Origin of the sequence: Chlorobium ferrooxidans DSM 13031, from assembly GCF_000168715.1 — a bacterium.
GTDB classification, from domain to species: domain Bacteria; phylum Bacteroidota; class Chlorobiia; order Chlorobiales; family Chlorobiaceae; genus Chlorobium; species Chlorobium ferrooxidans.
The window spans coordinates 59,615-73,272 of the sequence record NZ_AASE01000009.1 but is presented as its reverse complement, the minus strand read 5'-3'; the positions used below and the strand labels follow the sequence as shown (position 1 = coordinate 73,272).

General features: G+C 52.2%; 12 protein-coding genes. 4 read left to right on the top strand and 8 right to left on the bottom strand.

Annotated elements, in window-relative coordinates; all coding sequences use genetic code 11:
* Positions 1 to 1,230, top strand: a 1,230-nt coding sequence (lysA, locus tag CFERDRAFT_RS06390; protein WP_006366393.1) for a diaminopimelate decarboxylase, incomplete at its 5' end; no start/stop codon positions are given.
* 31 nt (positions 1,231 to 1,261) lie between these two features.
* On the opposite strand, the gene metF is transcribed toward lysA, so the two are convergent.
* Positions 1,262 to 2,131 carry a methylenetetrahydrofolate reductase [NAD(P)H] gene (metF, locus tag CFERDRAFT_RS06385; protein WP_040433341.1) on the bottom strand — a complete coding sequence of 290 codons (870 nt, stop codon included), beginning with the start codon at positions 2,129 to 2,131 and terminating at the stop codon, positions 1,262 to 1,264.
* A 65-nt stretch (positions 2,132 to 2,196) separates the two neighbouring features.
* On the opposite strand from metF, the gene CFERDRAFT_RS06380 reads away from it, so the two are divergent.
* Positions 2,197 to 4,431 carry a ComEC/Rec2 family competence protein gene (locus CFERDRAFT_RS06380; protein ID WP_006366391.1) on the top strand — a complete coding sequence of 745 codons (2,235 nt, stop codon included), beginning with the start codon at positions 2,197 to 2,199 and terminating at the stop codon, positions 4,429 to 4,431.
* A gap of 148 nt (positions 4,432 to 4,579) precedes the next feature.
* Positions 4,580 to 4,948, top strand: a complete 369-nt coding sequence (locus tag CFERDRAFT_RS06375) for a hypothetical protein (RefSeq protein WP_006366390.1) — start codon at positions 4,580 to 4,582, stop codon at positions 4,946 to 4,948.
* A 9-nt stretch (positions 4,949 to 4,957) separates the two neighbouring features.
* On the opposite strand, the gene CFERDRAFT_RS06370 is transcribed toward CFERDRAFT_RS06375, so the two are convergent.
* The 5 genes from CFERDRAFT_RS06370 to CFERDRAFT_RS06350 all read right to left on the bottom strand — a co-directional run bounded on the left by CFERDRAFT_RS06370 (position 4,958) and on the right by CFERDRAFT_RS06350 (position 9,134).
* The gene (locus tag CFERDRAFT_RS06370) at positions 4,958 to 5,233 is read right to left on the bottom strand and encodes a hypothetical protein (protein WP_006366389.1); all 276 of its coding nucleotides are present in this window, start codon (positions 5,231 to 5,233) and stop codon (positions 4,958 to 4,960) included.
* 25 nt (positions 5,234 to 5,258) lie between these two features.
* On the bottom strand, positions 5,259 to 5,825 hold the full coding sequence (locus tag CFERDRAFT_RS06365) for an NUDIX hydrolase (protein WP_006366388.1): 567 nt from the start codon (positions 5,823 to 5,825) through the stop codon (positions 5,259 to 5,261).
* A 2-nt stretch (positions 5,826 to 5,827) separates the two neighbouring features.
* Entirely contained in the window at positions 5,828 to 7,321 is a 1,494-nt protein-coding gene (locus CFERDRAFT_RS06360) for an ABC transporter permease (RefSeq protein ID WP_006366387.1), read from the bottom strand.
* Positions 7,322 to 7,531: 210 nt separating this feature from the next.
* Positions 7,532 to 8,131, bottom strand: coding sequence for a 50S ribosomal protein L25/general stress protein Ctc (locus CFERDRAFT_RS06355; RefSeq protein ID WP_006366386.1), 600 nt, complete (start codon positions 8,129 to 8,131; stop codon positions 7,532 to 7,534).
* A 31-nt stretch (positions 8,132 to 8,162) separates the two neighbouring features.
* Positions 8,163 to 9,134 carry a ribose-phosphate pyrophosphokinase gene (locus CFERDRAFT_RS06350; protein WP_006366385.1) on the bottom strand — a complete coding sequence of 324 codons (972 nt, stop codon included), beginning with the start codon at positions 9,132 to 9,134 and terminating at the stop codon, positions 8,163 to 8,165.
* A 180-nt stretch (positions 9,135 to 9,314) separates the two neighbouring features.
* On the opposite strand from CFERDRAFT_RS06350, the gene lpxD reads away from it, so the two are divergent.
* Entirely contained in the window at positions 9,315 to 10,370 is a 1,056-nt protein-coding gene (gene lpxD, locus CFERDRAFT_RS06345; protein WP_006366384.1) for a UDP-3-O-(3-hydroxymyristoyl)glucosamine N-acyltransferase, read from the top strand.
* 34 nt (positions 10,371 to 10,404) lie between these two features.
* Here lpxD and CFERDRAFT_RS06340 read toward each other — a convergent pair whose 3' ends face one another.
* Positions 10,405 to 13,074 (bottom strand): glycoside hydrolase family 15 protein, encoded by a 2,670-nt coding sequence (locus CFERDRAFT_RS06340; RefSeq protein WP_006366383.1) that lies wholly within the window; start codon positions 13,072 to 13,074, stop codon positions 10,405 to 10,407.
* Between the two features lie 122 nt (positions 13,075 to 13,196).
* Positions 13,197 to 13,592 carry a hypothetical protein gene (locus CFERDRAFT_RS06335; RefSeq protein WP_040433355.1) on the bottom strand — a complete coding sequence of 132 codons (396 nt, stop codon included), beginning with the start codon at positions 13,590 to 13,592 and terminating at the stop codon, positions 13,197 to 13,199.
* Between the last annotated feature and the right edge of the window lie 66 nt (positions 13,593 to 13,658).

Here is a 13,658-nt window from a genome sequence, read left to right as displayed (position 1 = left end):
TATAACGGCAGAACGCTCTCATGTGACGGGATCTCACTTGAAAAGCTTGCCGACACCTTCGGAACCCCTCTTTTTGTGACCTCGGCAAAGAGTCTGGCCGGAAGTCACAGGGCTTTCGAGCATGCGTTTGCCGATTTGCCCCATTTTACCTGCTATTCAGTCAAAGCCAACTATAATCTTTCGGTTATCAGAACATTTGCTGAACTCGGCTGCGGATGTGATGTCAATTCAGGAGGCGAACTCTTTCGTGCCCTCACGGCAGGTGTAGCAGCCGAAAAAATCATATTTGCCGGCGTCGGCAAGAAACCCGAAGAGATTGCCTACGCACTTAAAAGCGGGGTGCTGATGCTCAAGGCAGAGTCGCTTTCAGAGCTTCGCGCCATCAACCGTATTGCCGGTGAGCTTGAACTCATTGCAAACGTCGCAATACGAATCAATCCAAACGTCACGGCCGAAACTCACCCCTACATCACTACCGGTGACAGCAAGGAGAAGTTCGGCATTGATGAAGCGGAGCTTCCGGCAGTTTTTGCACTGCTTCCCCAACTGCGCAATCTTTGTCTTCTGGGACTGGATATGCATATAGGATCGCAGATATTCGATCCGGAATACTATGTGGCGGCAACCACCAAGCTGCTCGATATTTTCAGCGCCTCAAAGGAGATGGGTTTCGGGGTTGAATTTCTCGATATAGGCGGCGGGTTTCCGGTGACCTACGATCCGCTTAAACCGGCTACACCGATTGCGCATTTCGCCGAAAAGCTTATTCCGATGCTCAAGCCTGCCGGTGTCACGGTTATTTTTGAACCCGGCCGCTCATTTGTTGCCAATGCATCGGTTCTTCTGACCAGGATCCTCTATAAAAAGCGGAATCATACCGGCAAGGAGTTTTTTGTTGTTGATGCGGGGATGACCGAGCTGATCCGCCCTGCGCTCTATCAGGCACACCATGAAATTCTTGCCGTGACCAGTCATGAACAATCTGTTGTTGCCGATGTGGTCGGGCCGGTCTGCGAGTCAAGCGACTTTTTTGCACGCCATCGTGAAATTGATGCGGCTGAAGAGGGAGAGCTGCTTGCGGTGATGTCCGCCGGTGCCTATGCCGCCGTTATGGGCAGCAACTACAATGGCCGGCTGCGTCCTGCGGAGGTTCTTGTCAATGGAAGTGACGTGAAGCTGATCCGGAAACGTGAGAGCTATGAACAGCTCATCCAGAATGAACTGCTCTGAGCGGGCCGGTTTCCGGATTGAGAACAAAGGCTTACTGGTGAAGGTTGTTGAATATTCTGAGAGTCGCGTCAGCCATGTTGAGGGTGTAGAAATGCACACCCTTGATGTGGTTGTCGATCAGCTCCTGCACCTGCATTGTGGCCCATTCTATACCAACTGATGCCACCCCGGCGTCATCCGAAGCACTCAGTACCTTTTTCATGAGCGGAGCAGGAACTCTTGCTCCAAGCGCCAGTTCTGACATTCTGATCATACCCTTGCGGGTTGTAATGGGCATGATTCCAGGAATAATGGGTACCGTAATACCTGCAATGGTGCAGCGTTCAACAAAATCAAAAAAGTCGCGATTGTCAAAAAAGAGCTGGGTAACAATATAGTCGGCTCCGGCATCAATCTTTTCTTTCAGATAGTCGATCTCCTGCAGCCGGTTGGGTGTTTCAGGATGACCTTCAGGAAATCCTGCAACGCCGACACCGATATCCGGATAGTTTGTTTTGATGAAACGGATCAGGTCGATGGCATGGGGAAAATCCTTGATTGCTTCAGCCAGTGTCGCCGTACCGGCAGGTTTGTCTCCCCGCAGGGCCAGTACATTGTTGATGCCGTTATCACGGTAGTTCTGCAGGATCGATCCGGTTTCCTCCCTGTCCGAACAGATGCAGGTAAGATGGGAGACAACGGTCAGGCCGGTCTCTCGCTGGATTTTTGTCACCAGATCATGGGTTCTCGAACGGGTCGAACCTCCGGCGCCATAGGTCACGCTGACATAGGAGGGGTTGAGCGGTGAGAGTGCAGCAATGGTTTTGAAAAGTGTTTCCCACTCTTCGTCTTTTTTTGGAGGAAAGAACTCAAAGCTGAATACAGGTTTTACAGCAGCGTCCAGAATTTCTTTGACCAGCATGAAGAAGATGATGTTTAGAAGCTTTTTTGAAAAAGAACAATATACAAAACAATGATTTGCCTGAAGTGAAAAATATACGGAAGCCGGGGCACTCAGAGCGCTTCTCCCTGGCACCATATCCGGCTCTCCGGCTGCTTCTCGGCGTTATTCCGGGAATTCTTGCGGGAGTCTATCTTCCCTTACCGCTTGAGGCTTGGATTATCATAAGCGCAATTGCGCTTTTTACGCTCCTTGGATCGCTTTTGTATGAGGCAATCAAAAAGAGGGGCTCCTCTCCTCTCTGCATCACGACGCTCAGCTATACCCTGTTTCTCTTCTCCTCTTTTGCTGCCGGCAGTGACTTCCGTATGCATTATGCTGCCCGAAACGGCCTGCTCTCATTTACCGGTAAATCGCTGATCCTCTACGGGCGTATCGCCACTCGTCCGGCTGCCGGTGAACACGGCACGGGCTGGGTCATGGATGTTGAAGAGGTGTTTGCCGATGGACGAACCATAAAGCTCAATGACCGGGCAATGGTCTTTATGCGCAGCGCCGGAGAAGCCGGAAAGGGAATCAGATATGGTGATATGGTTCGTGTGAAGGGGCAGCTCAACCTTATTCCCGAAGCGGCAAACAGGGGAGAGTTTGATCCCCGTCAGGCCGCCGGAATGAAGCAGGTATCGGTACAGCTCTACTCTGCAGGTCCATGGATGGTGCAGCATGAAGGCGAGCCGGAGCTCAACGGTTTTGAACGGTTCATTGTCAAACCGGTCGCGGATTATATTATGAAAAGTATTGAGGAGCTGATTCCCCCCGGAGAGGAGCGCCAGCTTGCGGCAGGAGTGCTTACCGGTGAAAAGGAGTACCTTCCTGAAGAGCTGTTCGAGGCATTCAGAATTACCGGTACGGCGCATATACTTGCCGTATCCGGGCTTAATGTCGGACTGCTTGTTCTTGCCATCCACATCTCGCTGCAGCGCCTGAAAGTCACTACTGCGGGGCGGTGGGTATCGTTTCTGCTTGCCGTTTTTATTCTGCTGGTATACAGTCATGTTACCGGTAACTCGGCTTCCGTCAAACGTGCGGCAATCATGACGGCGGTGCTTATCGGCGGCGAGACGCTTGGAAGAAAAACCTTCTCCATGAACTCGCTTGCGCTTTCAGACGTTCTGATTCTTCTGTTTGACCCCCTTGATCTTCTCAGCCCCGGTTTTTTGATGACCAACAGCGCCGTTGCCTCAATTCTTCTGCTGTATCCCCGTTTTACTCCGATGACCGGGCGTGGAGGGGGAGCTTTTCAGGCGGCCGGGCGTCTCCTGTTCTCAAGTTTTGCCGTTACTCTTGCGGCTGTTATCGGTGTCGCTCCGGTGATTGCCTTCTACTTCGGCACCTTTTCCCTGATCGGGCTTCTTGCTAATATTCCCGTGGTACTCTTCTCCACCCTTCTGATGTATGCGCTTGTACCCATGCTGGTTCTGAACCTTCTCTCAGGGTACGCGGCCTCATTTTTTGCTGAAAGCGCTGTGCTTTTTGCCCGGCTGACGCTCAATTCAGCGCTGGTTTTCAGCCGGGTACCTTTTGCTTCACTATCCTGGAAGCCGGATCTGCCGGAAGTTGCGCTCTACTACCTGATGCTCTCTGCTGTCCTCTTTTTTTTCAGTCGAAAAGCGTGGGGCAGGCTTGCGATTTCTGTGCTTCTCGGGGCAAACCTGCTCTTCTGGTACTCATTTACTGTTCATGCCCGTCCGGTTGCCCCCTTGCTTATGACGGTTAATCTTGGCCGTAATCTGGTCACTGTTTTTTCCGTGGGGGGGAAAACCCTGCTCATTGATGCAGGGAGGAGTGCGGGCAGCTTCAAGCGTATCACGCAACAGCTTGAGCTCCACGGCTATGGAGCACCTGATGCAGCGGTTCAGTTTTACACCCCCGACTCGCTTGTTTCGCGCCTCCCTGTTCAGCATCACATGCTTCAGGCTGACAGGTTGCTTACTCTTCCCGCCATGCTCATCATGCGCCCCAGGGAGAAGGTTCTGAAAATCCAGAGCAGGGAGAGTTCACTGCTTGTTGTATCAGGCTCAGGCCGGTTGCAGGAATCGGAACTCTACAAGGCGGATATCGTAGAGCTCTGGGTCTACCGTTTTGCTGAAAAACAGCAGCAGCAGATCCGCTCATGGCTCAACTACGCCCGGCCGACACACTGCATTCTGATTCCCGGCTCCTTTCTCTCCCGCACAGATCTTGCCGCTCTCAACCGGTTTGCCGCAGCACATCCCGGTCTCGAAGTCCGGAGTAAAACCCGTCAGGTGGTGATACAGTAATGGTGCAGGAGTAATGAATTTCCGGGGATGACCTCTTGCCGATCGGTGTGATTTCTTGCATAAGAAGCAATATAGGAGTACTTTAAGGAGTGCATTGATCATACCGGAATCAAGGCACCGGTAGAAATCAATCGGTTAACAGGAGCCTATGGCAATTCAATACACTGCGGAAGTTAAGGATGATATTCTTTTTGTAACCGCCCGGGGTTTTGATGAAAATCTTGAAGATGTCCAGAATTATGGAAGGGGTATTATTGATTTATGTAAACAGAGTGGTGTGACTCTTGTTCTTTGTGATGAAACCGCACTTGAGTATCGGCTTGGCACACTTGATACCTATGAGGCGGGAAAGTATATGTCTGAAAATGTTCCCATCCTTGCCAGGGTAGCAATAGTCAGCAATCCTGAATTCTTCTCTGATGCTGAATTCTTCGAAGATGTTGTCGTCAATCGGGGTCTCACCCTGCGTTTTTTCAGCGATATTGATACTTCAATGCATTGGCTCAAAGGCGCTTGAGGCTTTCTCCTATCCCCGCAGATCACGGTTGAAGAGGGTTGTGCCGATGAGGCTGTCCACGATTTTTGCAATTTCTGCAGAGAGTCCGGGAGGGTTGAGCTTGCTGATGACCAGTGCCAGGGTGTAGATTTTACCTTCGAGCGGCAGGAATTTATTGACCACAACCACGTTGTCGTCACGGAGCCGGCACTCTCCTCCAAGGAAGTTGCCTTTTTCATAGCGCAGGCTGTACCCGAACCCCTTTATGGCGCTCTCCAGCAGCGTGAGCTGTGCAGTTTTTTTCATGAACCCTCCTCGTTTATTAAGGTGTTCAGTGCTTTTTTGTCAGAAGGTATTTGAGTATCGGTGCAACATGCAGGGCCTGCAGCATAGAGCCGTCAAGTGCAATTGAGCGGAGTTCATCAAGGGATACGAGGTGTACACTGATCTCCTCGGTTGCATCGAGCTGCTGCCCTCCAAGAAGTTCAACCCCTTCAGCCAGCCAGGTGGAGGTGATGTTGTTCTGCAGGGCCGGGTTCGGGCTGAGCTCCAGCAGCGGGCTCCACCTGCCGCCGCCGTAACCGGTCTCCTCATGCAGTTCCCGCTTTGCTGATTCAAGCAGTGATTCTCCCTGCTTGTCGTGAACACCGGCCGGCAGCTCATAGTTTACCCTGCCGATGCCGTGACGGTACTGGCGGATCAGAACGAATTGCTGCTCCGGGGTTACAGCAAGCACGTTGACCCACGGGGGGTACTCCCAGATGTAGTAGTCATCGATAACCCTGCCGTTGGGAAGCTGAACGGTGTCCTGGCGCATGGTGAGCCAGGGCTTCCGGTAGAGGTAGTTGGTGCCGAGGGTGCTCCAGGCCTGCGGGTCGTCTTTCACGGTGTTGTTCATCATTATCCTCTCATTCTCGGGTCAAGTGCGTCGCGCACACCGTCACCGATAAGGTTGAAGCAGACGACCGTAGTCAGGATGGCAATGCCGGGGAAGGTCGATATCCACCAGTAGTTCAACAGGCTGTCACGCCCCTCATTGATAATGTTTCCCCAGCTTGGAGTGGGCGGCTGAACGCCGAGACCGAGAAAGGAGAGTCCGGCTTCGGTGAGAATAATGCTGCCGATACGCAGTGTAGCCGCGATAATGACCGGAGTGAGGGTATTGGGGGCAAGATGGCGGAAGATGATTCGTAAATCCGAAAGCCCGAGTGACTTTGCCGCCAGTATGAACTCCTGCTCCTTGAGCGAGAGCACCTGACTTCTGACCATCCTGGCGACTCCCATCCATCCGGTGAAGGAGAGGGTGATGACAATCAGGTAGATGGAGTTTCCGAAGGTGGCAATGATGATAAGAATAAGAAAGAGAGCGGGGAATGCAATAAGCACATCAACAATGCGCATCATGACGGCATCGATCCAGCCTCCGAAATAGCCTGAAGAGACTCCGATAACGGTACCGAGCGTGACAGAAATGAGCACAACAAGAAAACCGATCGAGAGCGAGATCTTCGAGCCGTAGATCACCCGGCTGAGAATGTCGCGGCCATACTGATCGGTGCCGAGGAGGAAGGTCCGGGTGATGACAAAATCCGGTTTCCCGCCTGCAACGCCGGATGCTCCCGGTTTAACGGATCCCGCCAGTTCACGCAGTGCAATGGTTTTGGTGCGCATTCCCTGCAGATAGATAACCGAATCGCCATCGATGCGGTATTCATTGATAAACTTGATGGCATTGGGTTCATTACGCGTTTTCAGCAGCTGCAGGTCGTTGATCAGCGAGTTGGTCAACTCGATGGTTCTGCCGCTTCCGCTCTGTATGGGTATTGCCAGGGTTTTCGGCTGCCTGAGCACCAGAGCATCAAGCTTTGAGAACGGAGGCTGGTAGGCGGTAACCAGAAAGTCCTGCTGGTCATAGGGGCTGAAGGGGGCAATGAAGGGCGCAAGGAATGCAGCCGAGTAGAGCACAAAGATCACCGCTGAGGCATAGAGCGCGATCTTGTGACGCATGAAGGCTCTGAGGCTTAATTTGCCGAGGCTTAACTCTTCACGTTCCTCTTGTACCTCTTCAGCGCTCTTTATTTTCAGAGCGTTACGGGCAAAAAGAGCCAGCAGGAGCGGAAGCACCACCAGGTAGATAGCCCCGATCCAGAACTCCAGAATATCCGTGGTGAAGATCTCCCTCAGTGCGTCAGGTGCTGTAATGGAGAGGAGCGCGGCGGTATAGATGGAACGGAAACTGATAACAACCAGATCGGACTGGATCACCATTACGGTCAGAAACGCCGTAAAGGAGAGAAGGAAAAAAAAGAGTTTTCCTCTGTTCTCTGTTCTGCCTTTACCGGCCTCAGGAATCCGGTCCGGACGGTCCGGGGAGCTGCCTCTGTTGTTTTTCAAGCTTCAGGTTGCTATCGGTGAATAATGCTTCAGCAAAAGAGAGCCCCTGTTTGATCTTGCGATCGGGCAGAGCGGCACTCACAAAAGGGAAAAGAACAATATGGAGAGCACATAATCAAGTTATCAGCAAAAAAAAAGCTGCTTTTCCCTGAAAGAAAAGCAGCGTTGTATTCTTCATGCACCGGTCGATGAACAGCGGTTGAGCAGTACTCAGCTTGCCGGTGTTTCCGGCACTTCAGCAACTGCTTCGGTCTCTTTTTTCGATGCAAGGACCGTGATAACCGGAGTGTCGGGATCGTCACTGATGACGAGGCCGGCATAGGCGGTCATCGGGATCTCCCTGACATGGATGGAGTGGCCGATCTCAAGTGCGGTAACATCGACTATGAGGTGGTCAGGCATATCTTCCGGTTTGCCCTTGATGGTCAGTGCATGGCGGATGATCTGCAGTCTGCCGCCCTTTTCGACACCGATGCTGTCACCGGTAACGGAAACCGGCACTTCAAGCTCAATGACCTCATCAGCCGCAAAGAGCTGAAAATCGGTGTGAATGATCCGGTCGGTCACGGGGTGGAACTGAACCTGCTTGATAAACGAACGTTTGATCCTTCCGTCAGGGAACTGAAGATCGATAATATGCGACTCGGCTGAGTGTACAAGCTTCTTCAGTGCAATCTCGTTAACGCTTACCGGAATGGTCTCTTCTCCTTTATGATAGATCACGGCAGGGACTATTCCATTCTTGCGAAGTTTTTCAGCGTCTTTCTTTTTGATGACGCGGGGCTCAACGCCCAGTACAATGGTTTCCATACTCTTCCTTTATCTCTTTTATCTCTTGTGTTTAATGACTGTTCGTAAGTTTCTGAAGAATATTCTTGCTGTCAAAAAGGCAGCTTACAGAGTCATCTTCATAAATACGCTTTATGGCCTCACCGATCAGGTGGCTCACCGTTACCGTTTCAATTTTCGGGGAATAGTCATGACTGGTAATCACCGAGTCGGTAACAATAAGCTTCTCAAGCAGTGACGCGTTGATTCTCTCTATGGCCGGTCCGGAAAGAATCGGGTGTGTTGCTGCGGCATAAATTTTAAGGCCGCCGGCTTCACGGATGGCTTTTGCGGCATTGACGATGGTGCCGGCTGTATCGATCATGTCATCGACAAGCAGGACGTTTTTGCCTTTGACATCACCGATGATGTTCATGACTTCAGCAACGTTGGCTGCAGGACGGCGTTTGTCGACAATCACCAGATCGGTGCCGAGCTCTTCAGCAAATTTTCTTGCAAGCTTTACTCCGCCGACATCAGGAGATGCCACAACGAGGTTGTCGCGGAACTCTCTTTGACGGATATCGTTTATCAGGACGACACTTGAGTAGAGGTGATCAAAGGGGATATCAAAAAAGCCCTGAATTTGCGGTGCATGCAGATCCATGGTCAGAATGCGGTTGGCTCCGGCTTCAGTAAGCAGGTTTGCCACCAGTTTTGCCGTAATGGCCACGCGGGGCCGATCCTTTCTGTCCTGCCGTGCATAGCCGTAATAGGGCATGACAGCCGTGATCCTTGCGGCCGAAGAGCGTCTGGCTGCATCAATCATGATAAGCAGCTCCATCAGGTTGTCACCCGGCGGGTTCGTAGACTGGATAATGAAGAGATCCGATCCTCTGATAGACTCGAAAAAGTTAACAGAGATCTCCCCGTCAGAGAAGTTTTCGACTTTGGCATTGCCAAGCGTCATGTCGAGGTACGATGCAATCTTTTCGGCAAGAGCCGGATTACTGCGCCCAGCGAAAATTTTAATGGGTTTTGCCATCGGGTCCTGCATTTTCAAATGAAAGGGATTATATTATGGCAGTGATTCAGTTTCCCGGTGTATCCCCGCTCTTTTTGTGCGGTTGATGATACGCTCAAGAGACTTCGAATATAAATAAAAAGGCTGAAAAATTAATTAATTATTTCCTCTTTCTAAAGCGAGGTTATTTGCTTGAAAAATATGACTATTCAGGAGATCAGGGAGTACCTGCTCCGCTTTTCGGACTCGGTTGAACTGCTCGGCAGTGGTGAGGGAAAGATCACCGGTCCGGCCAAAATTGAACTTGCCGGCCCGGGGCAGGTAAGCTTTATAGCCAACGAAAAATATATCCGCTTCCTCGGCACAACCGAAGCCTCTCTGGTTATTGTGCACCGCTCGGTTTCTGTTGACGAATTCACAGAAAAACGATCATTTCTCAAGGTGAGTGACCCCTATACCGCTTTTGTTTTTCTCCTGAAAATATTTGCTCCCCCCCGTGTTATAACCGCCCCCGGCATTGCGTCGAGCGCAGTTATCGGCAGCGGTACCACTATTGCTGACGGAGTATCTGTCGGTGAATATGCGGTGATCGGCGATAACTGTTCAATCGGCCGCAACACGGTTATAGGCTCGCATAGTGTGCTTCTGAACGGAGTAACGCTTGGTGAGGATGTTCTTCTTTTTCCCCGTGTCACCCTCTATGAAGGAACCGCTCTCGGCAACAGGGTGGTTGTTCACTCGGGGAGTGTTATCGGTGCTGACGGATTCGGTTTTGCTCCCCAGAGCGACGGATCCTATGTGAAGATTCCCCAGATGGGCGTTGTCGAGATCGGCGATGATGTCGAGATCGGCGCGAACTCCACGATTGACCGGGCAACCATGGGCAGTACGGTGATCGGACGGGGAGTCAAGATTGATAACCTTGTTCAGATAGCCCATAACTGCACGATTGGTGATGATACGGTTATTGCCGCACAGGCCGGGATTTCAGGCAGCGTAGTCGTTGGTCGTCACTGCCTTATTGGCGGACAGGCCGGATTTGCCGGTCATCTTGAACTTGCCGACAATATTCAGGTTGCAGCCAAAACCGGTATCTCGAAATCCTTTATGCAGCCGGGCACGGTTCTGCGCGGAACTCCCGCTCAGCCGATGCGTGATCAGTTGAAGCTTGAGGCGATGATGCGTAATCTTGGCGCGATGAAAGAGAAGCTTGACCTGCTTGATGCTGCGTTGAAAGAACGTAAATCAGACGCGTGATGACCGGAGGGCCCCGTATCTCGCTATGCGGGGTTCAGTGCTGCTGCAGAGAGCTGTTCAGGTTCCAGTTGTAGGGAAGGTATCGCACATGCAGCGATGAGAGGTGCTCTTCTATCCACCCTTTTTTCTCCTCCCCGACCCAGGGCAGCAGTGAAAGAATGATTTCACGTCTGGTGCGGCCGAAATCTCCGCTGTACCAGTCGAAGACCGGTGAGAGCCGGAGTGTGTTGAGCTCCCTGTCGATCTCCATTCCCTGTCGATTGATAAAACTTCTTGCCGCCATATCAAGCTGCCGGTCGATGATCGCTGCATCATAGAACTCAACGGGAGGGCAGCTTGATGCCGCGCAGACCAGTGCAAAGTGGATGCGGGGATCGAACTGTTCAAGCATGAACGCTTTTCGCGGATCGCTTTCAAGGAATGGTTTGTTCGGGAAAAAGGGGTGCGGACGGTTTATGCGGAGGATGCCGTGCTCAATGTCATCGGGAGAAAAGAAGATTCCGCCGATCGTGTAGCCGATCCTGCCGAAGAAGTTGACGATTTCAAGTACCGAGCTTTGAATATTGAATTCGATGACTCCGTGAATGATGAGAATGTTGTAGATATTGATCCAGAACGCCTTTTTTTCCGCGTCGCTTTTGAGTGTTTCCGGTTTGAAGCTGTTGAGTGATCCGGCAAGCCGGAGATAGTTGAGGAACTCTCCGGACTGTTTCAGCGCTTCATAATTGATCATGCCCCTCTCTGCATTAAAAAATGCCCCCTGAAGCCTGCCCAGTGCCTGCTTCAGCCGGGCGCCGGTCTCAATGCCCGATTCCGGATCGCTCTCTGCTCTTTTGTTCAGCGTGACCTGGATGGGGATAAGGTTCCGCAGCCGCTCGCCCCAGGAGGGCATCGTTACTGCTCTTTGCAGTTCAGGCTGTTTTCCGAGGATCGCCGATACGGCATTGATATAGCCGATATGGCTGAATGCCTGGGGGAAGTTGCCGAGCATCTCCAGCTTTTCGGTGTCAAACTCTTCCGAAAAGAGGCCGAGATGGTTTGATGCCGTGAGGGTTCTCCGGAGCAGCTCTCTTGCCTCATCGCTTTTGCCTGAAAGCGCAAGAGACTCCACCAGCCAGAAATTGCAGAGCACAAATCCGCCTTCTTCCCCTTTGAGTCCGTCTTCCGAGCGGTAGCGGAGCAGAAAACCGTTTTCCATAAGCCCGTTCCGGCATGCCTCAATGGTGCCCTGCACCCGTTTGTCATCAACCGGAAGGAACCCTGCAAGCGGAAGCAGAAGGAGGCTTGCATCCAGATCCGTTGAGCCGTATTTCTGTACAAAACTGTTCAGTGCAGGGTTGTATCCTTTCTCCAGAATATCGTTCCTGATACGATCACGCTCCTGCTGCCAGCGCTCAACCGGGGCGTCAAAGCCGAAACGGCGGGCAATGGTGATGCCGCGGTCAAGGGCAACCCAGCACATCACTTTTGAATAGACGAAATGATGCGGTCCGTTGCGTACCTCCCAGATGCCGTCATCGGGTTTCTGCCAGTTCTCTATAGCCAGCTCGCAGATGTTGCTGAAAAACGGCCAGAGCTCCTCGTCGATCTTCCCTGCGTAATCCGAGAGACGCAGAGCGCTCTCCATGACCTCTCCATAGATATCCCACTGGTTCTGGCGGTGGGCGTCGTTGCCGATTCTCACCGGTTGCGAATTGCGGTACCCCTTCAAATGGCCGAGCTTCTTCTCCCTGAGCCGCGCCTTTCCCTGCAGGGTATACATGATCTGCAGGTTACGGCTGCCGTATTTCCGGTAGGTGAGGTGCAGCCAGCGAAGATAGGCATCAGCTTCGTTGATGTGACCAACGGTGAAGAGCGCTTTGAGCGTGAAGGATGAATCTCTCAGCCAGCTGAAACGGTAGTCCCAGTTTCTTTCACCCCCCAAAGTTTCCGGAAGGGATGTTGTTGCCGCTGCGGCAATGGCTCCGGTCGGCTGAAAGGTCAGGAGTTTAAGTGCAAGCAGGGAGCGGTTGACCATCGGCATGAACTCTCCCAGATATGCGCACCGTTCCCCCAGGCATCGATTTACCCACTCCTGCCAGAAGAGCACATTCTCTTCAAATGGGCAGGGGAGAGCCTCACCGGATTTCACGCTTCCAAAGAGGAGATCTATGTGAGCTTCACCGGGAGCGGCGAGCCGGAGTTCAAGTGTGAGCGTGCCTGAAGCAATGCCGATAAGCGAGCAACTGCTGCATCCTGTGCTGAGCGTAAGCGTTTTGCGCCCGTAGCGGATGGCATAGCGGTTCTCTCCTGCCGGTGTAATTTCGGGCACCACTCTGGCAAAATCCGGTCGAGCCATCAACGTCAGGGTGAATGCCATATCTCCCCTCACTACCCTCAGGCAGCGGTGGATACGCTGTTGTGTTCCTCTGAGTGCTCCGGGTTGCTGTACCGGCATGAAGTCATAAAGCAGTGCTTCGGCCGTGTCAGTCGTGAATCTGCATGAGAGGATGTTGGTATTTGCGATATACTCCTGATGTGACGAGAAGGGCCCGGAGGGCTGCAGCGAGAAGAATCCCCCTTTTTCATCATCAAGCAGTGCGGCAAAGAGAGTCGGGGAGTCGAGCCGGGGCAGAGAACAGTAATCAATGGAGCCCTCTTTCGAGACCAGGGCGACCGTGTGAAGATCCCCTATAACTCCGTAATCGGCAATGCTTCTGTACATTTCCGCATTCCTGTTTTATCCGGCAGGGAGAACGAGAAAAACGCTCTACAGCAGATAATAACGAATTCCCGGAACACGGCACGCTGTTTCGTGCGGCATTGTTCCGGGTGGAGATAGAACGGTCAGGAGAGATTCCTTGGAACCTGCGAGGAGTGGTGGTGAATGATCGGCTGCGCTCTTGAAATATCGACCATAAAGCTGAAGCGTGACGGGAAGGAGAGCAGAACCTGGTCAACTTCGAACTCAAAGGAGTAGATCCCGCTCAGAGCAAAGAGTGTATCGCTCAGTGCCTGTTTTCTGAGTGCCTTGTTGTGGAGTCGAACACCAAGTCCGTCCCTTGATGCGAGCTGTCCGAAATAGCCTTTTATACCCTCAGGGGTTGTGACGGTATGGGGGGAAAAGGTCGGAACAAGAACCGCGGCTTCATCATACAGAGCTGCAATATCATCGGGACTTCCGCTGCATACCCTTGAAACCCATTGAAAGAGAACCTCTTCAGCATTTTTGAAGTGTGTCATGGCAAGCACAATATTTTTGATTCCGTTTGCTGCGCTGCGCTTGTGAGTCAAGGCAGGAGCGGTTGT

Coding starts and splice junctions, on each gene's coding strand:
- lpxD (WP_006366384.1), top strand. CDS start 9,315: ATGACTATTCAGGAGATCAGGGAGTACCTGCTCCGCTTTTCGGACTCG.
- CFERDRAFT_RS06350 (WP_006366385.1), bottom strand. CDS start 9,134: ATGGCAAAACCCATTAAAATTTTCGCTGGGCGCAGTAATCCGGCTCTT.
- metF (WP_040433341.1), bottom strand. CDS start 2,131: ATGCTGGTCAAAGAAATTCTGGACGCTGCTGTAAAACCTGTATTCAGC.
- CFERDRAFT_RS06375 (WP_006366390.1), top strand. CDS start 4,580: ATGGCAATTCAATACACTGCGGAAGTTAAGGATGATATTCTTTTTGTA.
- CFERDRAFT_RS06335 (WP_040433355.1), bottom strand. CDS start 13,592: ATGACACACTTCAAAAATGCTGAAGAGGTTCTCTTTCAATGGGTTTCA.
- CFERDRAFT_RS06355 (WP_006366386.1), bottom strand. CDS start 8,131: ATGGAAACCATTGTACTGGGCGTTGAGCCCCGCGTCATCAAAAAGAAA.
- CFERDRAFT_RS06365 (WP_006366388.1), bottom strand. CDS start 5,825: ATGAACAACACCGTGAAAGACGACCCGCAGGCCTGGAGCACCCTCGGC.
- CFERDRAFT_RS06340 (WP_006366383.1), bottom strand. CDS start 13,074: ATGTACAGAAGCATTGCCGATTACGGAGTTATAGGGGATCTTCACACG.
- CFERDRAFT_RS06370 (WP_006366389.1), bottom strand. CDS start 5,233: ATGAAAAAAACTGCACAGCTCACGCTGCTGGAGAGCGCCATAAAGGGG.